This is a genomic window from Flavobacterium xueshanense, assembly GCF_900112975.1.
GTDB classification, from domain to species: Bacteria; Bacteroidota; Bacteroidia; order Flavobacteriales; family Flavobacteriaceae; genus Flavobacterium; species Flavobacterium xueshanense.
The window spans coordinates 100,074-122,729 of record NZ_FONQ01000007.1; the positions used below are offsets into that span (position 1 = coordinate 100,074).

General features: G+C 32.2%; 24 protein-coding genes and 1 tRNA gene. 15 read left to right on the forward strand and 10 right to left on the reverse strand.

Annotated features, from left to right (window positions below; all coding sequences use genetic code 11):
• The 5 genes from recQ to aroB form a co-directional block, all read right to left on the reverse strand.
• The gene (gene recQ, locus BMZ76_RS08535; RefSeq protein ID WP_091204903.1) at positions 1-2,112 is read right to left on the reverse strand and encodes a DNA helicase RecQ; all 2,112 of its coding nucleotides are present in this window, start codon (positions 2,110-2,112) and stop codon (positions 1-3) included.
• A gap of 87 nt (positions 2,113-2,199) precedes the next feature.
• The gene (locus BMZ76_RS08540; RefSeq protein WP_091204905.1) at positions 2,200-2,604 is read right to left on the reverse strand and encodes a DNA primase; all 405 of its coding nucleotides are present in this window, start codon (positions 2,602-2,604) and stop codon (positions 2,200-2,202) included.
• A gap of 8 nt (positions 2,605-2,612) precedes the next feature.
• Complete coding sequence (locus BMZ76_RS08545; protein WP_073353127.1) at positions 2,613-3,584, reverse strand: deoxyhypusine synthase family protein; 972 nt, start codon at positions 3,582-3,584, stop codon at positions 2,613-2,615.
• Positions 3,585-3,677: 93 nt separating this feature from the next.
• Complete coding sequence (locus BMZ76_RS08550; protein ID WP_091204907.1) at positions 3,678-5,078, reverse strand: type III PLP-dependent enzyme domain-containing protein; 1,401 nt, start codon at positions 5,076-5,078, stop codon at positions 3,678-3,680.
• 287 nt (positions 5,079-5,365) lie between these two features.
• Positions 5,366-6,433, reverse strand: a complete 1,068-nt coding sequence (aroB, locus tag BMZ76_RS08560; protein WP_091204913.1) for a 3-dehydroquinate synthase — start codon at positions 6,431-6,433, stop codon at positions 5,366-5,368.
• 92 nt (positions 6,434-6,525) lie between these two features.
• Here aroB and BMZ76_RS08565 point away from each other — a divergent pair, with 92 nt between their 5' ends.
• Positions 6,526-7,695 (forward strand): proline dehydrogenase family protein, encoded by a 1,170-nt coding sequence (locus BMZ76_RS08565; protein ID WP_091204916.1) that lies wholly within the window; start codon positions 6,526-6,528, stop codon positions 7,693-7,695.
• Between the two features lie 166 nt (positions 7,696-7,861).
• On the opposite strand, the gene BMZ76_RS08570 is transcribed toward BMZ76_RS08565, so the two are convergent.
• The gene (locus BMZ76_RS08570; protein WP_091204918.1) at positions 7,862-9,649 is read right to left on the reverse strand and encodes an ABC transporter ATP-binding protein; all 1,788 of its coding nucleotides are present in this window, start codon (positions 9,647-9,649) and stop codon (positions 7,862-7,864) included.
• 211 nt (positions 9,650-9,860) lie between these two features.
• Between BMZ76_RS08570 and BMZ76_RS08575 the strand changes: the two genes are divergently transcribed.
• A tRNA-Val gene (locus tag BMZ76_RS08575) sits at positions 9,861-9,938 on the forward strand.
• A 253-nt stretch (positions 9,939-10,191) separates the two neighbouring features.
• Here BMZ76_RS08575 and BMZ76_RS08580 read toward each other — a convergent pair.
• From BMZ76_RS08580 to BMZ76_RS15905, 4 genes are all read right to left on the reverse strand, one after another.
• Entirely contained in the window at positions 10,192-10,479 is a 288-nt protein-coding gene (locus BMZ76_RS08580) for a hypothetical protein (protein WP_143071067.1), read from the reverse strand.
• A gap of 69 nt (positions 10,480-10,548) precedes the next feature.
• A complete protein-coding gene (locus BMZ76_RS08585; protein WP_091204924.1) occupies positions 10,549-11,433 on the reverse strand; it encodes an IS982 family transposase in 885 nt (294 codons plus the stop codon).
• A 246-nt stretch (positions 11,434-11,679) separates the two neighbouring features.
• Complete coding sequence (locus BMZ76_RS16450) at positions 11,680-11,910, reverse strand: recombinase family protein (protein ID WP_091204926.1); 231 nt, start codon at positions 11,908-11,910, stop codon at positions 11,680-11,682.
• Between the two features lie 15 nt (positions 11,911-11,925).
• On the reverse strand, positions 11,926-12,066 hold the full coding sequence (locus BMZ76_RS15905; RefSeq protein WP_167547440.1) for a hypothetical protein: 141 nt from the start codon (positions 12,064-12,066) through the stop codon (positions 11,926-11,928).
• A gap of 178 nt (positions 12,067-12,244) precedes the next feature.
• On the opposite strand from BMZ76_RS15905, the gene BMZ76_RS08595 reads away from it, so the two are divergent.
• From BMZ76_RS08595 to BMZ76_RS08655, 13 genes are all read left to right on the forward strand, one after another.
• Positions 12,245-12,856: a TetR/AcrR family transcriptional regulator gene (locus BMZ76_RS08595; protein ID WP_091204929.1), complete on the forward strand. Its 612-nt coding sequence runs from the start codon at positions 12,245-12,247 to the stop codon at positions 12,854-12,856.
• Positions 12,857-12,859: 3 nt separating this feature from the next.
• Positions 12,860-14,110, forward strand: a complete 1,251-nt coding sequence (locus BMZ76_RS08600) for a TolC family protein (RefSeq protein ID WP_091204932.1) — start codon at positions 12,860-12,862, stop codon at positions 14,108-14,110.
• A gap of 27 nt (positions 14,111-14,137) precedes the next feature.
• The gene (locus BMZ76_RS08605) at positions 14,138-15,016 is read left to right on the forward strand and encodes an HlyD family secretion protein (protein WP_091204933.1); all 879 of its coding nucleotides are present in this window, start codon (positions 14,138-14,140) and stop codon (positions 15,014-15,016) included.
• Between the two features lie 166 nt (positions 15,017-15,182).
• A complete protein-coding gene (locus BMZ76_RS08610) occupies positions 15,183-15,635 on the forward strand; it encodes an OsmC family protein (protein WP_091204936.1) in 453 nt (150 codons plus the stop codon).
• A 2-nt stretch (positions 15,636-15,637) separates the two neighbouring features.
• On the forward strand, positions 15,638-16,039 hold the full coding sequence (locus BMZ76_RS08615; RefSeq protein WP_091204939.1) for a hypothetical protein: 402 nt from the start codon (positions 15,638-15,640) through the stop codon (positions 16,037-16,039).
• Between the two features lie 12 nt (positions 16,040-16,051).
• On the forward strand, positions 16,052-16,492 hold the full coding sequence (locus BMZ76_RS08620) for a hypothetical protein (protein ID WP_091204942.1): 441 nt from the start codon (positions 16,052-16,054) through the stop codon (positions 16,490-16,492).
• Complete coding sequence (locus tag BMZ76_RS08625) at positions 16,489-16,776, forward strand: cupin domain-containing protein (protein ID WP_091204945.1); 288 nt, start codon at positions 16,489-16,491, stop codon at positions 16,774-16,776. Before BMZ76_RS08620 ends, BMZ76_RS08625 begins: the two co-directional genes overlap by 4 nt.
• The gene (locus BMZ76_RS08630) at positions 16,776-17,672 is read left to right on the forward strand and encodes an ABC transporter ATP-binding protein (protein WP_091204947.1); all 897 of its coding nucleotides are present in this window, start codon (positions 16,776-16,778) and stop codon (positions 17,670-17,672) included. The genes BMZ76_RS08625 and BMZ76_RS08630 overlap by 1 nt, the downstream gene beginning before the upstream one ends.
• A gap of 110 nt (positions 17,673-17,782) precedes the next feature.
• Positions 17,783-18,517: an ABC transporter ATP-binding protein gene (locus tag BMZ76_RS08635; RefSeq protein WP_091205040.1), complete on the forward strand. Its 735-nt coding sequence runs from the start codon at positions 17,783-17,785 to the stop codon at positions 18,515-18,517.
• A gap of 67 nt (positions 18,518-18,584) precedes the next feature.
• Complete coding sequence (locus BMZ76_RS08640) at positions 18,585-19,691, forward strand: ABC transporter permease (RefSeq protein ID WP_091205043.1); 1,107 nt, start codon at positions 18,585-18,587, stop codon at positions 19,689-19,691.
• Between the two features lie 97 nt (positions 19,692-19,788).
• Positions 19,789-20,910 (forward strand): ABC transporter permease, encoded by a 1,122-nt coding sequence (locus BMZ76_RS08645; protein ID WP_091204950.1) that lies wholly within the window; start codon positions 19,789-19,791, stop codon positions 20,908-20,910.
• 29 nt (positions 20,911-20,939) lie between these two features.
• Positions 20,940-21,374 (forward strand): DUF2141 domain-containing protein, encoded by a 435-nt coding sequence (locus tag BMZ76_RS08650; protein ID WP_091204953.1) that lies wholly within the window; start codon positions 20,940-20,942, stop codon positions 21,372-21,374.
• 80 nt (positions 21,375-21,454) lie between these two features.
• Complete coding sequence (locus BMZ76_RS08655; RefSeq protein WP_091204955.1) at positions 21,455-22,357, forward strand: hypothetical protein; 903 nt, start codon at positions 21,455-21,457, stop codon at positions 22,355-22,357.
• Positions 22,358-22,656: the final 299 nt, after the last annotated feature.

The following is a 22,656-nucleotide window of genomic DNA, read 5'->3' on the forward strand; positions in this document are numbered from 1 at the left end:
TTAAACTGCAGCGTTTTCTTTTTCTAATATCGCCAATGCTAACCGAATTTTACCGTAATCTATTTTTTCTTCAAAATAATCAAAATACGGTTTTAAAGCATTTGGTGATTCTAATTTTACTTGCGCTTCAGCAATTTGAGAAACTTCATCTTTTGAAATAAAAGAATCTAAGTCAATATCAGCTCCGTCAACATACAGTTTCGCTAAATGTGACATAATTGTACTAAGACCTAATTTTCTTTTCTGAGCAATTTCCTCGACAGACAATCCGTTTTTATAAAGTTCCAATGTTTCTTTGTAGGTTGTGGCTTCTTTCTTTTTTCTGACAACTTTATATTTTTGAAAATCAATTATCGTTTTGATAAAAGCATCGCCATATTTTTCCAGTTTTGCTTTTCCAACGCCATCAATTGCGAGTAATTCATGATCGCTCATCGGTCTTTCGGTTTCCATTTGGCGCAAAGCCGCATCACTAAAAATTACATACGCAGGAACTGATTCCTCTTTAGAAATTTCATAACGTAATTTTCGTAAAGTTTCAAAAAGTGAATTGGCAGCAGCTTTAGTTTTTGGTTCTCTTGCCTCTTGTTTCTCAATAATAATTTTCTGAACCGTGGTTAGTTGTACTTTTTCTCCTTCAAATAAAACTTTTTTTGCTAGAGTGGTTAATCTGATTTTGTTTTGTTTGTGAAAAGCAATTTCACAGTAGCCTAAATTGATCAATTGTATCAAATATTGATTCCAGTCATACCACGAAAGATCAGCGCCAACCCCATACGTTTTTAAGTTTTGGTATTCTTTTTCATAGATGTAAGCATTTTTGGAACCTCGCAAAAAGTCAATGATTACAGGCAGTGGTTCAGTTTCCTGTAACCGAATAATTGCCGATAATGCTTTTTGTGCAATTACCGTTCCATCGAAAAACAGCGGTGGATTTTTGCAAATATCACAATTCCCACAGTTCTCTGTAACAAGTTCTCCAAAATAAGAAAGCAATATTTTTCTGCGACAACTCAGCGCATCGGCATATTGTTTCATACGTTCCAGTTTAGCCAGCTGTAATTCAGCGTTTAAACCTTGTGTAGCAAATTTTTGCAATTGAATTACATCGCCATAACTTTCAAATAATACCGTTTCTGATGGCAAACCATCGCGACCGGCACGACCAATTTCCTGATAATAGCCTTCAATATTTTTAGGTAAATTGTAGTGAATCACCCAACGAACATTTGATTTGTCAATTCCCATTCCAAAAGCAATGGTTGCGCAAACCACTTTACAGTCATCATTGATAAATTCATCTTGTGTTTTCGAGCGAATTTTATTGTCTAAACCGGCGTGATATGCTTTTGCGCTAATGCCGATTTTTTGTAATTTTTCAGCAAGTTCTTCCGTTGTTTTTCTGCTCAAGCAATATACGATTCCGGATTCATTTGGTTTTTCTTGGATGAAATCTATAATTTGTTTGATTCTGTCCAAAGCAGGGCGAACTTCTAAACTCAGATTTTTTCTATCAAAAGAAGCTACAAATAGTTTCGGATTCTTTAGATTTAATTGTTCGCTAATGTCCTTACGTGTAGCTTTATCAGCAGTTGCAGTTAAAGCTAAAATTGGAGTAGAGGGAAAGCGGTTTTTCAGATATCCTAGATTAGTATACGCTGGTCGGAAATCATGTCCCCAAGATGAAATGCAATGTGCTTCATCGATTGCAATAAGACTTACAGTTAAGTTATTGAAAATATTATCCAGAAAAGACAAGCTTTCCGGAGCAATGTAAACCAATTTAATTGTGTTGGATTTTAAACTTTCAATATAAAATTGTCGTTCGTCTACGGTTTGGCTGCTGTTGATGAAACAGGCTTTAATACCATTAGCTTTTAAGCCATCGACTTGATCTTTCATCAAAGCAATAAGCGGGGAAATTACGATTGTGATTCCTGGAAATATCAGTGCTGGTAGTTGAAAGCAAATTGATTTTCCTCCACCTGTAGGCATTATTGCTACTGTATCTTGTCCAGAGAGAATACAATTTATTATTTGTTCCTGATTAGGTCTGAATTTTTCAAAACCAAAGTTTTCTTTGAGTTTGGCGAGTAAAATTTCATGAGTCATTTTGGCGTATATTTAGAAGTCTAAAATTATAAAAAAAGGAACTCGTGAATGAGTTCCTTTTTATAAATATATTTAAAATGGGATTAACTAATCCTCATCTTCGTCATCGTCTTCATCTGAGAAATCTTTTTCATCAGCATCTTCGTCATCCTCATCATCTCCTAAATCAGAATCCGGTTTGTCGATAGCGTCATCTTCATCGTCGTCATCAATATCATCGTCTAAATCCAAACCCTTGATCGGTTCAACTACTTCGTCGATGATAATTTCATCATCTTCCTCAAAGTTTTCAATTCTATCAGCAAGTTTAGTGCTCACTTTTACTAAATAAATAGTATCGTCAGTTTGTACTTCGACTGCTTCAATCAATTCATTTTTAGCATTTCTAAAACTAATAATGTTTGAATCATCATAACCATCTGGGAATTTATCAACCAAAAGGTTCAAAATTTCATTGGTAAGTTTCGCGTAATCTACAATTACTCTTTTCATAAAATATTCTATAAATCTAATAAATAAGCGAAAATTAAAGGAGCTACAATGGTAGCATCGGACTCAATAATGAACTTAGGTGTTTTAATGTCTAATTTACCCCACGTAATTTTTTCATTTGGCACCGCTCCAGAATACGAACCGTAACTGGTTGTTGAATCTGAAATCTGACAGAAATAACTCCAAAACGGAATGTCATGCATTTCCATATCTTGGTACAACATTGGCACCACGCATATTGGAAAATCTCCAGCAATACCGCCGCCAATTTGGAAGAAACCTACACCATTTGTACTGTTTTTTGGATACCAATCTGATAAGAAAACCATATATTCGATACCGGATTTCATTGTAGAAGCTTTCAAATCTCCTTTAATTACATACGATGCAAATATATTTCCCATAGTACTGTCTTCCCATCCCGGTACAATAATAGGTAAATTTTTCTCAGCAGCTGCATACATCCAACTGTCTTTTAAGTCAATTTCATAATATTCTTCAAGAACACCTGAAAGTAACATTTTGTACATAAATTCATGTGGAAAATATCTTTCGCCTTTATCATCCGCATCTTTCCAGATTTTGTAAATATGCTTTTGCAAACGACGGAAAGCTTCATGTTCCGGAATACAAGTATCTGTTACACGGTTTAGACCTCTTTCGAGTAAATCCCATTCGTCTTGCGGAGTCAAGTCACGATAATTTGGAACTCTTTCATAATGAGAATGAGCAACTAAATTCATGATGTCTTCTTCTAAATTTGCACCAGTACACGATATGATATGAACTTTATCCTGACGAATAATCTCAGAAAATATTTTTCCAATCTCGGCGGTACTCATAGCGCCAGCCATGCTTACCATCATTTTTGCACCATTGGCTAATTGTTCTTCATATGCCTTAGCTGCGTCAACTAAAGATGCAGAATTGAAATGCAAATAATGCTTTTCTATAAACTGACTGATTGGTCCCTTGCTCATTTTTTAAAATTTAAATGCTTAAAAATCAAAACGTTAAAATTATAATTTCAAATTTAACGAATTTTTATATTGAATAATTGAATAATTGTTAATTTATTTTTTGTCGTAACCTAATATTTTCAAAACTTCTTCAGAGGTTTGTTGTTCTGAGAAAACTTCAGTGGCTAATATACCGTTTTCGTCTCTGTCTATCAATATATGTTTAGGTTGCGGAATCAAGCAATGGTGCAAACCACCATATCCACCAATAGTTTCCTGATAAGCTCCCGTATTAAAAAATCCGATATATAAAGGTTTTTCTTTATTGTATTTTGGCAAATAAATAGCATTCATGTTTTGCTCTGAGTTGTAATAATCATCGCTGTCGCACGTCAATCCACCCAACAAAACCCGCTCATACATATCATTCCAGCGATTTACGGCCAGCATGATAAAACGCTTGTTGATTGCCCATGTATCTGGTAAAGTAGTGATGAAAGAGGAATCAATCATGTTCCATTTCTCTCTGTCATTTTGTTGTTTTTGATACAAAATCTGATAAATCGCTCCACCACTTTCTCCTACAGTAAAAGACCCAAATTCAGTAAAAATATTTGGAACATCAACTTCGGCTTCATCACAAGCTATTTTGATCTGATTGATGATTTCGTCAATCATGTATTGATAATCGTATTCAAATGCCAATGAGTTTTTTATAGGAAAACCACCGCCAATATTCAATCCGTCGAGCGAAGGACATTCTTTCTTTAAAGCTACGTAAACCTTAATACATTTTACTAATTCATTCCAGTAATAGGCGTTGTCATTAATTCCTGTGTTGATAAAAAAGTGCAACATTTTAAGTTCCAGTTTCTTATTTTCCTTGATTTCTTTTTTGTAAAACGGAACAATATTTTTGTATCCAATTCCTAGCCTTGAAGTATAAAATTCAAATTTAGGCTCTTCTTCTGCAGCAATACGAATTCCAATTTTGAATTTGTTTTTTATTTGTCCTTGAAGCAAGTCAAGTTCTTCAAAATTATCAATAATTGGAATGGCGTTTTTATGACCATTATTAATAAGTCGCGCAATATTTTCAATATATTGGTCTCTTTTAAAACCATTGCAAATCACATACGTACTTTTATTAATTTTACCGTTTGCTAAGAGGTTTTCAACAATATTAATATCAAATGCAGATGATGTTTCAATATGAATATTGTTTTTGAACGCTTCGTTCATAATATATTCAAAATGAGAACTTTTTGTGCAATAACAATAGTAATATTTTGCCTCATATTTATTTTTTTCCATCGACTTACGAAACCAGCTTTTGGCTTTGTTGATGTTGTTGGAAATTTGAGGTAAATACGTAAATTTTAATGGCGTACCATATTGCTCTACCAGTTTCATCAAATCGATATTATGAAACTGAAGATTATCTTTGTTTAATGTAAATTCTTCTTGGGGAAAATAGTAGGTTTGATTGATTAAATCAGAATATTTTGTATTCATTAGATGTCGTGATTATAGATTAGAATATTGTAAAATAAAGTAACCTATAATTCAAACCCGGATATTTGCATATACGATTTGAAGCTTCTCGTGATCTGCTTTTAAGTATTGGAAAACATCAAAACTAAAGTTTCCTTTAATAGAATAAAACCGCTTCAATATTCTTAAAAAAGACATATTGTTTCGGATTTTACTGGAACTATAATTTGGCTTGTTTTGACTTTTTTTCATCGGTGCAAATGTAAAAAATATTATATACGCAATGCAATCCTTTTTATAAAAATTAATTAAGATTTATAATCCAGAAACGCCTTAAGAATTAATTCATTTTCAACCGATTGATTGATTTTTATTTTTCCTATACCTTCAATCAATACAAATTGAATGTTGCCGTACTCATTTTTTTTGTCATGAATAAGTAGTTCCAAGATAGGTTCGATATCCTTTTCTTCAAAAATGATGTCGTCATATATAGACTTGATGCAGGATTTTATCTCGGAATATTCTTCTTTATTGATTAGTTTTTTATCCAATGAAATGAAACTTTCTAATATCATCCCAACGGCAATGGCTTCTCCGTGCAGCAAAGTAGTTTTATTTTCATTTTCCAGAAAATAACTTTCAATGGCATGACCCAATGTGTGACCAAAATTCAATGCTTTTCGGATATTTTTTTCGGTAGGATCTTGAAGGACAATTTCATTTTTTATTTCAACCGAACGGTAAATCAATGTGTCAAAATCAGCAAAATCTATAATTTTTAAATCTAGAAATTGTTCCCAATATTTCTTATCGTATATTAAACCGTGTTTCAGCATTTCGGCAAGACCCGAACGCATTTCGTTTTGCGGAACTGTTTCGAGATATTGAGTGTCGATAAGCACCATTTTTGGTACATTGATAACGCCGATTTGGTTTTTTAGATTCCCTAAATCCACTCCGTTTTTACCTCCTACAGAAGCATCAACCATTGATAATAGCGTAGTAGGAACGTGAACAAAATCAATTCCACGTTTGAATGTCGAAGCAACAAATCCACCTAAATCAGTAACAACGCCACCACCGAGATTAATTACAAGACTTTTTCTGTCGGCACCAAGTTCCGTTAATACATTCCAAATTTGGACACAAGTCTCAATATTTTTATTTTCTTCACCAGCATCAAATTCTATAATTTCAATCGTAAGATCAGTTTCCAAATATGGAAGAAAATTAGGCAAGCAAAACTCATTGGTATTGCTGTCTACAATAATAAATAGGTTGGAGTATTTATTTTCTTTTAAATGAAAGTTTAATGCTTCGTATCCTTTTTCGTTGAAATGTATCGGATAACTGTTGGCTTGAATTGACTGCATCTTTATAGATTAATTGGAACCGCAAAATAAGGTAATTTTTGCTAAACAATATTCAAAACTCTGTCTATATTTGTACAAAAATATAACAAATAATGGAAAAAATATTCAATAATACACAAGTTGCCTTTTCATTAAAAAGTGATACCGAATTGGACAGAGCTTATTTTCTTTTCAAAATGATTGCAAATCAGCCACTGGTTCGTATTGGAACTGCGGTTACTAATTTTGCCCTGAAAGCAAATCTTCCTGTTGAAGGTTTAATTCGCGCTACTGTTTTTGACCATTTTTGCGGAGGTGTAAATGAAGTTGATTGCCTTTCAGTGGTGGATAAAATGTACACCAAGGGCGTTTCATCTGTTTTGGATTATTCTGTAGAAGGAAAAGAAGAGGAAGATCAGTTTGATGCTGCGCTTGAAATGACCTTAAAAACAATCGAATTTGCCAAAGAACGTCAAGCGATTCCTTTTGCCGTTTTTAAACCTACTGGTTTTGGTCGTTTTGAATTGTATGAGAAATTAGGAGAAAAACAAGTGTTAACTCCGGAAGAACAAGCGGAATGGAATAGAGTGGTAGAACGTTTTGATTTAGTTTGTAAAGATGCGCATTCTAAAAATGTTGCCCTTTTGATAGACGGTGAAGAAAGTTGGATGCAAGACGCTGCAGATGATTTAGTGACCGAAATGATGCGCAAATACAACAAAGAAAAAGCGATTGTTTTTAATACGTTGCAAATGTATCGTTGGGATCGTGTAGATTATTTGAAAAAATTGCATGAACAGGCAAAAAATGAAGGATTTTTTATTGGGATGAAATTAGTTCGTGGTGCTTACATGGAAAAAGAAATTGCACGTGCGGAAGAAAAAGGATATTCATCGCCAATATGCGCTTCAAAAGAAGATACAGATGAAAATTATGATGCAGCAGTTCGCTACATGATTGAACACTTAAATATGATGTCAATTTTTGCAGGAACCCACAACGAATCCAGTACCTATACTTTAATGGAATTGATGCAGCAAAAAGGAATTAAAACAAACGATGATAGAATTTGGTTTGGTCAATTGTATGGTATGAGCGATAATATCAGCTACAATTTAGCCGCTCATGGATATAATGTTGCTAAATATTTGCCTTTTGGTCCTGTAAAAGATGTGATGCCGTACTTGATTCGTCGTGCAGAAGAAAATACTTCGGTAGCCGGACAAACCAGTCGTGAACTAACATTGATTAAAACAGAACGCGATAGAAGAAAAGGGAAGTAGTCAAATAAAAATAGAATACGGATTACACGGATTTACTTCGTAAAAACACGGGTAAAAATTGATTTTAGTTGCATGAACAGCAAGAAAAAATCAATTTTTATCCGTTTTTTCGCTTTTGCGAATTCGTATTATCAGTGTCCTAAAAAAATGATAAGGATCTTAAAATTTAAGAATGGCTAAACTGTAAGTTACTTAAATTTTTATAAATCCCATTCTCTAAAGCGATTAATTCTTGATGCGTTCCTTGTTCTGTAATTTTTCCATTATCCAAAACTAATATTTGATCTGCACTGCGAATTGTCGAAAGACGGTGCGCAATGATAATACTTGTTCTTCCTTCCATCAAAATTTCAAGCGCTTCCTGAACTAGTTTTTCACTTTCACTGTCTAATGAGGATGTAGCTTCGTCCAGAATTAAAATACTTGGATTTTTCAATAATGCTCTTGCAATTGCGATACGTTGTCGTTGTCCTCCTGAAAGTTTAATTCCTCTTTCTCCCACAATCGTTTCAAATTTTTCAGGGAAACTTTCAATGAAATTATAGGCATTAGCTTGTTTTGAAGCGGTAACAATTTCTTCTTCGGTGGCATTTGGTTTTCCATAAGCAATATTTTCTCTAATGGTTCCACCAAATAATATTACATCCTGCGGTACAATACTCATGTTTCCACGAAGGTTTTCTAAATCAAAATCATAAATATTTTTTCCGTCAACCAATATTTCTCCTTCATCAATATTATAAAAACGCAATAAAAGCGAAGCAATTGTCGATTTTCCAGTTCCGCTAGGACCTACAATGGCAATTTTTTGACCAAAATTAGCAGTAAAACTGACGTCTGTCAATACTTTAATTTCTTTTCTGGAATGATAACTGAACGCGACATTTTTGAACGTAACGTTTCCTTTTATTTTTTGAGTTTTATCAACATTTTGAACTGAATTAATTTTTTCAGGATTTTCATCCAATAATTCAAAAACTCGTTCTGTTGCGCCAATTGCTTTTTGAATTTGGGCATAAAGCTCCGCAATTCCACCAAAAGAAGCACCAACAAAAGTGGAATACAATACAAAAGAAATCAATTGTCCCACGCTCATTTCCCGGCTGATGCTCAATCGAACACCGTACCAAACAACGGCCACAATGGCTCCGAAAAGACAGAAAATAATGAATGAAGCAAAGTAACCACGATATTTTCCGCCTTTAATGGCTATTGTAACAACTTCTTTTATTTTTCCGTTGTAACGGGCAATTTCGTACCATTCATTGGCGAAAGCCTTTACGATACTGATACCTTGCATGGTTTCTTCAACAATCACCTGACTTTCGGCTACTTTATCCTGAACGTTTTTCGAGTATTTTCGAATAAATCGTCCAAAAATAACTGCAGCAACAGCAACAAGCGGAACTACGGATAACATCAGCAACGTCAATTTGATACTTTCATTTGCTAATAAAAGAATACCTCCAATAATTAAAATGAATTGTCTTAAAAATTCTGCTATAGTGGATGTTAAGGTGTCTTGTATTTGGGTAATATCAGAACTGATTCGGCTGTTTAATTCACCAACACGCTTTTGCGAAAAAAATGACATGGGTAACTTTACAAGATTGCTATACAATGATAATCTAAGATTAGCTAAGGTATTTTCAGTAAAATTGACAAATAAATACAATCTAAAAAATGAAAATATCGATTGAAGAAATAAGATTAATATTAAACCTCCAGCAATCATGTTAGCTTGGGAGTTATCTTTATTTTTCACGCAATCTATCAACATTCCCATTAGTTTAGGAAAAGCAAGCGCAGTAGCCCCAGTAAACAATAAAAAAACTAATCCTACATAAAATTTCCAACGGTGATTTCCTGCATATCGAAATATTACAGTTGCTTTTTGGAGTGAAGTTGCAGTAATTTTTGATTTTGGTAAATCGTTTTCTTTGAACCTGGCCATTATTTATTGTTTAAAGCGCAAATGTAAGACTATAACAAATCAATACAAAAAAATACTTAAGATTCATGCCTCACATAAAGCGCTATTGTAGAGGATTCAGGCAAATAAAGCCAATATTTTATTGATTTTTTTACGGATTTGCTTGCAGATACCATTTCTAGCTGTATATTTGCACTCGCAATAAGGAAATGAAAATGACCGCATTGTTTTAGGGCGATTAGCTCAGCTGGTTCAGAGCACCTCGTTTACACCGAGGGGGTCGGGGGTTCGAACCCCTCATCGCCCACCATAAGAGACAAAGAAGAAATATTCTCCTTTGTCTCTTTTTTATTGCTATCTATGTGCTTGTTAATCAAATACAATAGCTGAACAGCTTCGTTAATTCTTGTGGTTCGAAATCCAGTTCCATTAAATGTTAGATTTTCGGGATAAATTGAACCAATCAAACCCCTACATTCTTCAAATGTTCCGCCTTCATACCCTATACTAAGCCGCAATAGATTATCAATACCTTCATTCAAGAGCCCTTCTATATCTTCCTTTTAATTAGTAATGCTTGATAGTTTAGCTTCAAGTTTAGTAACTATAACACCATAATCAGATTTCATTTCCCTGTAATCCGAAGCATCAATTTGATTTGTTACAACTAATTTTCTTGCTTTAGAAAGCCTATTCTCATAATCTTTTATTTGAGCTAATAGTTGTCGTTTTTCACCTTGTATTCCTTTAGTTTGTTCTTTGTAAGCTTCGGCTATTAATACGGTATAAAGCTTTTTATATTCATGTCTGGCCAAATACATTTGGAGTTCATTTACAAATTGTTCATTCACTGCTTCTGCTCTGAAGCGATGTGTACATCCTCCGAAACAATGATAATAAGAGTAACCCGTTGGGTGTAATTAAATTATTTGTGTTTTAATATTATTAATTGGTCTATCAAAAATAAATTTATTGATGAATTGTACCAAAGTTAACTCTGCTATTTTAGCCAAAATTCTTGTTTTAAAACCTTTAAAAGATTTCGCATAATTTCTTCTAATCATAAATTGGTCGCACAATTGGGAAAATAAAGTTTCAATTCTTTTTCTTGATTTTCTAAAAATATATGGTTGTTTTTTATATCCTTTTTGATTTTTTCTCATTGGTGTTTCCAATTTGATATTTGCACTTTCAAATAAGTCTAATTGTTGTGTTGCAGACAAATAACCTCTGTCTCCAAGTAGCACACAATCAGATAATTGATATTTTAAATCTTTTAACAAATGTACATCGTGAACACTTGCTTTTGTAATATCTATTGATTGAAAAACTCCTGAAATACTACAAACTCCATGAAGTTTATAACCATAAAACCAAGTGTTTTGTGATGCACAAAAACCTTTGTCAGGCGCAGTGTGAAAGTCATCTTTACATATTTTTATTCTGTTATGTCTAGCCATTTTACAAATCTCAAGTGGCATACTGTCTACTATAAAATAGTTTTCAAATTCAATAAACTTTGAATACAAATGTTGTCTGATTTCTTCAGTAAAATGGAATAACTTTTTTCTCCTTTTATTGTATTGACTTCGCTCAATTAAATTAGGAATTTCTCCTTTTTGTAATTGATTAAAAAATGAATTTTCACTATCAATAGACATATATTCAGAAGTTAAGCTCAATGCAACTATTTCTAAATCAGACATCTTAAGTCTTCTTCCAGCTCTAATTTCTGTATTTAAAACAATATTAAAAGAAGTAATAACTTCTAAAACTCTAAAATAATTTTTTACTATATTTGACATAGATATTGGGTTGTTTGGCGACATCAAGATACTGAAATTCAGCGTCTTGACCAATATCTAATCCCTTTATTTTACTTTAAAATAATTGCACCCAACGAGTTAAGAGTAATATCTACTATGTCCTTTAGATTTGCTCCCAGAAAGAATCTTTGCGCATTTTGGGCATATAAGAAAACCCCGAACCGGGAGGTCTTTAATAGTTTCGACTTTTGGTCGGGATGTTTTTCCACGTCCATCAAGTACATCCTAGACTGTGTAGTAAAGAGCCTCCGAAATTATAGCTTCGTGTTGTCCCTTTACAAAAAAGCTCTCTTTATCCTTATACTTCGGTACAAATATCTTCCCACAGTACAAAGGATTGCGTACCGCGAGCCAAAAGCTATACATTTTTGTCTTAATACTTTTCTTTTTAGCTAGACGGTGTATATCTTCGGTACTGAATATTCCTTTGGCTAATTCATGAAAAGCCCATCTCATAATTGATGCTTCGGGCTATTTGAGGGCAATGTATTTACTTCCATCTTCCTTTGATCTGTTCACATAACCAACCGGAGCTAGGCTCACATAACGACCTTCTTTTTTAGCTCTTCGCATCCCGTGAAACACATTTAATGCCTTATGCAATAGCTTCATGGTGCGGGACAACAACAACAACAACAAAATTTAAATTTTCATTAATTTTTTACGCAAAAAACGGATTTCAAAAAATTATAACATTTAGTTAATTGTTAAAATAAACTTAAACAAAGTTTTGATAACTATTTTTTCATAAATTTGTTAACCAAATAGTTAAACCGTATAATTAAACAACATGGATAAAATAAAAACTGAGAATACTGAAACAGAAATATTAAATGCAGCAAAGGAAATTTTCCAGTTAAAAGGTATGGCTGGCGCCAGAATGCAGGAAATTGCAGATAAAGCGAAAATTAATAAAGCATTGTTACATTATTACTATAGAAGCAAACAACTTTTATTTGAGGCAGTTTTTAAAAGTGCTTTTACACTATTGGCGCCTCAATTAAACAAAGTATTGAATGATGACAGCGATTTATTTGAAAAAATAAGAAGATTTACTGAAAATTATGTCTCGTTTGTAATCAAACATCCCTATTTGCCAAATTTTGTAATTCAAGAATTAAATAAAAATCCAGAGTTTGTAGTAAAGCTTCGATCAGAAAAAAATTTTCCTTCTATTGATAAATTCAAACTTCAAATTAGTGATGCTATCAAACAAGGCGTTATTAAACCAATAGAAGCGGAACAATTATTTATCAATATAATATCTTTAAATATTTTTCCATTTATAGGAGAACCACTTTTAATGGCTCTTGTTAATGTGGACAAAGAAAGCTACAATAAAATATTGCAACATCGCAAAACAGAAGTGGCGGAGTTTATTATTAATTCTATAAAAATCTAAGTTATGAAAAATAAGTTAGTCATATTATTGCTATTTCTATTATCAATAAGTTCAAATGCACAACAAATTTTGACTTTGGAAGATTGTTATACATTAGTTAATAAAAATTATCCTTTATCAAAACAAACGGGATTATTACAACAAAAATTAAGCTATGAAATCGAGGCGCTAAGCAAAGGGAAACTGCCAAAAATTGATGTAAACGCTCAGGCAACTTATCAAAACGAGGTAATAGGATTACCCGCGACATTACCCGGAGTGGAACCTTTAAATAAAGACCAATACAGAGCGACTTTAGATGTAAATCAATTAATCTATAATGGAGGTAGAATTGATGCAAATGCTAAATTAAAAGAAGCACAGGGCAAAACACAACAACAACAAATTGAGGTTAGTTTATATCAATTAAAAAGTAGGATTAATCAATATTATTTCTCTATTTTATTACTTCAAGAAAAGAGCGCCTTATTGTTGTCTAAAAAGGAGTTACTTGAATCGAAAGTTAAAGAAGTACAATCAGCGGTAAAATTTGGTGCTATTCTTCCAGCATCCGAACAGGTTTTGGAGGCTGAAATCATTAAAATCAATCAGCAGTTAACGGAAATTAAATTTGAAAAAATAAAATTACTAAATAACCTTTCTGAATTAACTTTTACAACAATTGATTCCGACACAATTTTATTACAACCCAATTTTAATTTTATAAATACAGCAGCAACAAGGCCAGAACTTGTTTACTATGACTTCCAAAATCAACAATTAGAGTTTTCTAAAAATGTAATTTCCAAGTCTAATCTTCCTAAAATAAATGCTTTTGGTCAAGCCGGTTACGGAAATCCAGGATTGAATATGTTAGATAATTCTTTTCAGACTTTTTATGTGCTGGGCTTAAAAGCCAATTGGAATGTTTTTGATTGGGGTAAAAACAAAACAGACATAAAGGCATTGGATATTTCAAAAGAAATAGTGACATCAGAAAAAGAAACATTTGAACTGAATAGCAAAATGCAATTAGAAGAGCTCGATTATGAAGTTAAAAAAATGGAACAACTCATACTTTCTGATAGCGAAATAATTATAATACGTGAAAAAATCATGAAATCCTCTGATGCTCAAATGAAAAATGGTGTTATAACCTCGTCAGAATATCTTATAGAATTAACCAATCTGTTTGAAGCAAAAAATATTTTAAACACGCATGAAGTCCAATTATCGTTAGCCAAATCGAGTTACGAAATAATCAAAGGAAAATAAAAAAAGAATCAGAAAAAATTTTTAAAAATGAAAAAAATAAGTGTCATAATTCTAGCCACAATAGGATTAATTTCCTGTAACAAAAATAGCGCTAAAGCCGATGGTTACGGAAATTTTGAAGCAACAGAAATAACTGTTTCCTCCGAAGCTAATGGAAAAATAGAGTTCCTAAAATTAGAAGAAGGAGACGTTTTAAAATCTCAATCACAAGTAGGATTAGTTGACACTTTGCAATTACATTTTGCAAAACAACAATTAATTGCGTCTAAAAGCACCGTTTCTTCTAAATCCGTAAATGTAGTATCGCAAAAAAGGATATTACAAGAGCAATTAAAAACTACCAACTTAGAGAAAAATAGAATCCTTAATATGTATGCAGAAAATGCTGCAACCAAACGCCAAGTAGATGAAATTGATGGAAAAGTAAAAGTCATCGAAGAACAGATAAAAAGCGTCGGAACTCAAAATGCACCGATTTTAAATGACTTGAAATCGATAGATGTTCAAATTGCCAAAATCAACGACCAAATAGCGAAAAGCAAAATTATTAATCCTATCAATGGAACGGTGTTAACTAAATATTCAGAGCCGGGTGAAATAACAGCATTTGGAAAACCAATATACAAAATTGCCGATATTTCCGAAATGACTTTGAGAATCTATGTAAGCGAAACACAGTTATCAAAAATAAAAGTAGGACAAAATATAACCGTAAAAATTGATGCTGAAAAAGATATGAAATCATATCAAGGAACTATTTCATGGATTGCATCTTCTGCAGAGTTTACTCCGAAAATTATCCAAACCAAAGAAGAACGGATAAATCTGGTTTATGCCGTGAAAGTGAAGGTCAAAAACGATGGTAGTTTAAAAATCGGGATGCCTGCCGAAATGTGGATTAAATAGTTGCTTTAGATTACGTTAAGTCGATAAGTTTACGGCCACGCGAAAAAAGCATTCAAAGAAGATAACTTAAAAGAAATTGCAGCCTGTATTTTACAGGATTGGGTATTGATTTTTACAAAATGAATACAAATAATTAATAATCAATAATAAAAATAAAATCATAAAAATGGAAAAGCACTATTATAATGTAGATGTTAATTGGAATAACGATCGTAAAGGAAATTTATGTTCTCCCGAAATAAATCAATTTAATACTGAAAACAAATGTATTGAAGTTGCAACTCCTCCTGAATTTCCAAAAGGAATCTCTGGTATTTGGTCGCCAGAACACTTATTTACTGCTGCTGTAAGCAGTTGTTTAATGACCACTTTTTTATCAATAGCAGAAAATTCAAAACTTGAATTTACAAGTTTTAGTTGCAAATCAAAAGGTGTTCTGGAACAAGTCGATGGGAAATTTCTAATGAGTGAAATAATTCTAGAACCAACTGTAACTATAACTCATGAAAAAGACCGTGAAAGAGCCGAAAGAGTGTTACAAAAATCGGAAGCTGCTTGCTTAATTTCAAATTCAATAATTTCAAAAATTACCATGATTTCAACAATAAACATGCAGTAATTATGAAAAAAACAATTTCATATAGCATCGCATTTCTGTTAGCTGCTTTTGGGTTGCTTACCTTGTTTTTAAGTGCTTCTGTCATTTTTGACTTATTTGGAATTAGAGGCAAAGAGGGAAATTATGTTCTGTTTATCGTTTGGGCAAATTTTATAAGTAGTGTAATCTATTTACTTGCAAGTTATGGATTCATTAAAAACAAAAAGTGGACAACCACAATTTTGGTAATTTCGGCACTAATTCTTACAAATGCATTCATAGGTTTTATTTTTTACATCAACGAAGGCGGAGTGCATGAAACTAAAACAATTGGAGCGATGCTTTTTAGAATTACCGTAACCTTAATCTTTGTTGCAACTGCCTATTTCACGATCACCAAGAAGAAACAAATTAATACTAATTAAAAATTATAGAATATGTTAAAAATAAAAATTGCCCTTTTAGCTACAGTTGGACTATTACTTTTCTCCTGTAACACGAAATCGAAAGAAGAAAAATCCACTGAAATTAAAATTGAAGAACACCAACATTCTAAGGCCGAAGCCATTCAATTAAATAAAGGTAAAAAATGGAAAGTAGATGATAATATGATGCTTCACATTCGAAACATGGAAAAAGATGTGGTCAATTTTGATAAAGAAGACGACAAAAATTATTCATTATTCGCTGATAAATTAAAGGTAAATTTAGATTTACTGACATCCAATTGCACCATGAAAGGAGAAGCTCACGATGAACTTCACAAATGGTTAGTACCTTATATCGAATTAGTCAATGCGTTTTCTAAAGAGAAATCAGCAAATCAATTTATAGAAATTCAACATTATTTCAAAACATTTAATCAATATTTCCAATGATTTTAAAAAACTTGCACACCGAAAATAAACCTGTTCAAACGCAACTGTTATTTGAACCAAGTGAATCTAAAGTACTTTCAATGCAAATTGCAAAAGGAGAAACGCTTAAGGAACACGTTTCAAAAGTACCGGCATTATTAGTTTGCGTTTCAGGAAATGCCGTTTATACTGATGAAAAAGAGATAGTGATCAATCTCAGTTCAGGTGTTTATGTCATGATTCAAGAAAACATCAAACACGCCGTAAAAGCGATTGAAGAAAGTAATTTCTTATTGGTGAAGTAATGAGCATTTCAGTCAACAACATATCAAAATCTTACAAAAAGTTAAAAGTAGTTGAAAACATTACTTTTGATGTAAAAGAAGGAGAACTATTTGGATTAATAGGCCCAGATGGTGCCGGAAAAACTACCATTTTCAGAATCCTGACTACCCTTTTAGTAGCTAACGAAGGCAGCGCAGAAGTTGCAGGGTATGATGTACTCAAAGGACTCAAAGAAATTAGAAATTCTGTGGGATATATGCCAGGGAAATTCTCGTTGTATCAGGATTTAACCGTGGAAGAAAATTTAGATTTTTTCGCAACTATTTTCGGAACCACTATCGAAGAAAATTATGATTTAATCAAAGACATCTACGTTCAGATTGAGCCTTTTAAAACGAGAAGAGCAGGAGCGCTTTCTGGGGGAATGAAACAAAAATTAGCGTTGTGTTGTGCGTTAATTCATGCTCCAAAAGTATTGTTTCTGGACGAACCAACCACTGGAGTTGATCCCGTTTCCCGAAAAGAATTTTGGATTATGCTCAAACGATTGCAAAAAAAAGGCATTACCATTTTAGTTTCAACACCTTATATGGACGAAGCTTCACTTTGCGATAGAATAGCTTTGATACAAAAAGGCAAGATTTTAAAAATTGATTCCCCAGAAAATATCATCAATAACTATGAAAAAATAATTTATGATGTGCAAGCAAAAAACACACACGGACTGATTCACGATTTAAAGAATTATCCCAATCAATACAGTGTTTATGCGTTTGGTGAATTCATTCATTACATTGATAAAAAAGCAGATTTTAATCCAAACGATTTACACGACTATTTAAAAAATAAAAATCATACGGATATAGTTATAAAACCCGCAATAATAACGATTGAAGATGTTTTCATGGATTTGTAAATTAATTAAAAATTAAAAATCTGTGATAATCTGTGACCCGAGCGATAGCGAACAGGCGAAGCAAATCTGTGGCAAAAAAATGAGAGTGATTCATGCCTCACAATAACAATATGGACAAAGAAAAAATTATATCTGTAAAAAACTTAACCAAAAAATTTGGCGATTTCACGGCTGTCAAAGGCATTTCCTTTGATGTGTATAAAGGGGAGATCTTTGGATTTTTGGGAGCCAATGGAGCAGGAAAAACAACGGCAATGAAAATGTTGATTGGAATTTCAAATCCCACTTCTGGAGAAGCCAATGTAGCTGGTTTTGATGTGCTTACACAAGCCGAAATGGTTAAAAAAAGCATCGGATATATGAGCCAAAAATTCTCTATGTACGATGATTTGACCATCAAAGAAAATATAACTTTTTTTGGCGGAATTTATGGTTTGTCAAGAATGCAAATTAAACAAAAAATAGCCCAATTAATCGAAGAATTACAGCTTCAGGATGTGGTAAATAATTTAGTAGGTTCATTACCGTTGGGTTGGAAACAAAAATTATCATTTTCTGTAGCCTTATTACACGAACCAAAAATTGTTTTTCTGGACGAGCCAACAGGTGGCGTTGACCCAATTACCAGAAGACAATTTTGGGAAATGATTTATACACAAGCCTACAAAGGAACTACCATTTTTGTAACCACACATTACATGGATGAAGCCGAATATTGCGACCGGGTTTCTATTATGGTAGATGGTGCTATTGAAGCGCTCGATTCGCCAAAAAATTTGAAAGAACAATTCAAAGTAGATTCTATGAATGATGTGTTTTTAAAATTAGCGCGGAATATTGAATAAAGATTGAAAAGTTAAAATGTCAATTAGTAATGAGATTGTTTCGCAAGCTCGCAATGACCAAATAAAAATGAAAAGATTTATCGGATTTGTAAAAAAAGAATTCTACCATATTTTTAGGGATAAACGCTCCTTGTTTATTCTGTTTGGTATGCCAATTGCTCAAATTTTACTCTTTGGTTTTGCCATAACAAATGAAATTAACAATGTTGATATTGCCATTTTAGACCAGTCAAATGATGTAGAAACGCAGAAAATCATTTATAAAATAAAGGCATCCCCTTATTTTAATGTTGAAAACCAAATTGAAAAAGAAAGTGATATAGAATCGGAATTTAAAAAAGGAAAAATTAAAGCAGTCCTGATTTTTGAACCGAATTTCAGTAAAAATCTAGAAACAAAAAAAGTAGCTGTATTACAAGCAATAACTGATGCGACCGAACCTAATGTCGCTAATACCATAGCGAATTATACCTCGGCTATTATTCAGAATTATCAGTTACAAAAAAAACAATCCAATAGCAATCAGGTAAAAGTGGAAGTACAATCCAGAATGTTTTATAATCCGGAACTCAAAAGTGTTTTTAATTTTGTCCCTGGTGTTATGACTGTAATTTTAATGTTAGTTTCGGCTATGATGACCTCTATTTCTATTACACGAGAAAAAGAATTAGGAACTATGGAAATCCTCCTGGTTTCTCCATTAAAACCATTTCAGGTAATTATTGGCAAAGTATTTCCGTACATTTTTCTTTCTATTATCAATGCAATTATAATTTTAGTATTGGGCTATTTTGTTTTCAAAATGCCAATCAATGGAAGTATATTTTTGTTGGGTTTTGAAAGTATTTTATTTATCATTTCCGCTCTTTCATTGGGCATATTAATTTCCACCGTTTCTAATTCACAGCAAACTGCTATGATGCTCTCTTTAATGGGATTAATGCTGCCGGTAATCATTCTTTCCGGATTCATTTTCCCTATAAACAGTATGCCATTGCCAATGCAAGTTATCAGCAACATCATTCCAGCAAAATGGTTCATTATCATTGTAAAAGCCATTATGCTCAAAGGAGTCGGAATTCAATATATATGGAAAGAAACGCTGATATTAATTGGGATGACTGTATTTTTTATAACATTGAGCATTAAAAAATATAAAATTAGATTAGAATAATTTTCAGGAGCTATTTCCTGCTTTCCGCTCCAATCTTTTCTTTTTTAAAGAAAAAAAGAAAAGGATTTTCACTAGAATCAGGGCTAAAAAATAAATTATGAAAACAATATTATTCATCATACAAAAAGAGTTTAAGCAAATTTTTAGAGATAAAAGTATGCTGCAACTGATATTTATTTTGCCCATTTTGCAATTATTAATTTTGTCAAATGCAGCCACATTCGACGTTAAAAACATTGCCATTACCTTTGTTGATAATGACCAAAGTCGGGATTCAAGAGATTTGATAAATGCTTTTAAAGCATCAACCTATTTTAAAGTTACAGAACCTCATTTTTCTGAAAAAGAAGCTGTCGAAGAAATGCAAAAAGGAAAAACAGATATCATTGTAAACATTCCTGTTCACTTCAATCGTGACCTGCAAAAAGACCAAAAAGCGAGCATTTCAGTAAGTATTAATGCCATTGATGCCGCAACAGCTGGTGTTGAAAACGTATATGTAACGCAGACACTAAATACCTATAATCAAAACATTCAAATGCAGTCAAAATACTTCTCCGAAAACAAAGAAGTAGCGCAAAACATAATGGTTATTCCCTCTTTTTGGTATAACAATACCTTAAATTATAAAACGTTTATGGTGCCTGGTATTTTGGTTTTATTGGTTACTATGCTTACTTTATTTCTGTCGTCTATGAATATTGTTAGAGAAAAAGAATTGGGAACATTAGAGCAAATAAATGTAACACCTATAAAAAAATATCAGTTTATTATTGGCAAATTATTCCCGTTTTGGGCGCTTGGGTTAGTGATTTTAACCGTGGGTTTAGTAATAGCCAAAGTTGTTTTTGATGTTCCAATGTTAGGTAATATTTTACTGGTTTATGGTTTCACATCGGTGTATTTACTTTTAATTTTAGGATTCGGACTGTATATATCCAATCATACCGAAACCCAACAACAAGCCATGTTTATTGCCTGGTTTTTTATGGTAATCTTTATTTTGATGAGCGGCTTGTTTACACCTATAGAAAGTATGCCGAAATGGGCTCAAAAGCTTACTTTGTTAAATCCGATTCGCTACTTTGTAGAGTTTATAAGAATGGTTCTTTTGAAAGGTTCCGGTTTTTCTGACGTGCTGAATAATCTATTAATCGTCACTGGTTTTGCAGTATTTGTCAATGGTATGGCGGTTTGGAGTTATAAAAAAACAAACTAAAATCTTTAATTAATTCTTTAATAATTCAAATGAAAAAACTTATATATGCCCTGTTTTTACCTCTGTTTTTTAATTATTCCTATAGTCAGGAATCTTATTCTTTAACTGTTAAAGTAAATGATTTAAGAAATTCTAAAGGAGTTATGTTATTTATATTATACAACAAAGAGGGGTCTTTACCCGATGAAAAATTAAAAAAATATTATAAAAAAGAAATTACAGCCATTTCAAAGAATTCGTCATCTGCAACCTTCAATAATCTCCCAAAAGGGAATTATGCAGTATTTATTTTACACGATGAGAATGACAACAGTAAAATAGATAAAAAATTTATTTTGCCTACTGAAGGAGTTGGGTTTTCAAATTTTAAAAACATAAACCTTACCAATCGTCCTAACTTTTCTAAAGCAAGTTTCCAGATAAACGAAGATTTAACAAAAGCTATTAAAATTATTTACAAGTAATGGGTTCAAACTATTTCAAAATGAGATAACCATTAATTCGGCTTTAAATAATTCAATTAGAGATATAAAATAAATTATTTATGAGAAATAATATAGTATTGGCTTTTGTTATTTTAATATCAAATATTGCATCTACACAAACTAAAGTAGATTCAATAGCGTCTCTTAATTTAGATAAAATAGCTCAAGTAAACCAAGGAGAAAGTTATGTTACTTTTCCTTCTGATATTGGAAATTTAGAACCATTAATATTTGAGGCAAATGTAAGTCCTAACTTTAAAATTCGAGAACGTAATGATTCAAGATTAATGGCAGTGCTTACCTCTCAAATCATTATAAGAATGTTTGATGAATATTCTTATCCAGTAAAAACTCCCAGTTATATTCCTCAAATAGCATTTTATTTTTTAACAGGGAATAAAAAGGCAACCAATAAATTAACTTTATTTGGTAAAATTGCACATCATTCGAATGGACAAGACGGAAACTTCTATACAGAAAATGGAGATGTCAATTTGCAATCGGGAAATTTTGCTACTAATTATGTAGAACTTGGATTTTTAAAATCATCATACAGTAACCAACTCAATGCTTTTAAATTTATTAAAAGTTCTATTGAAATTCATCCTAAGAAATGGATGTTAGAGGAGCTTCAAGGCCTATATAGTGGCCTTCGATGGCACAGTACTTTTTTAGCATATAAACTTCCAATGAAAAGTAATTTAGTAAAAAGTAAAGAACAAAGAGCAAACTTTTCTGTGAAAGCTGAAACTACATGGATGTTTGACAATATTAATGATTGGCATACTTTTAATTTAAACAGACTTAATGCTAGTTTAATTGTTTATTATCATCCAAAATTTTTAGAAGATTTAGGCTTCTTTGTTCAATTCTTTCACGGTATGGATTACTATAATATTTATTTTCAACATCAAATTAATACGATCCGTTTTGGTATAATGACAGAAGTTTTAAGATTTTAGAATACTATGTAGAAACATAAAAAAAGATGTATTATCTCATTAATATATTTCCTCAAAGCAGTTTTTTCAAATATTTCAAGATTCATTCATGGGATAGCTTAAATATGAATTAACTTAAAAAAATTAAATAACTACAACGACAATCACCCTCCTTAGGTCGCTTTCTTTGTTTCGTTCGACGGGATTATTACCTCCAAAATACAGCTCAAATTCAACTAGCTACTCTATTTAAATTTCTCAAATCAGAAAAAAATGGTTCGAAAATTTTCCAGTTAAGGTTAAAATTTCATAAGCTCCTT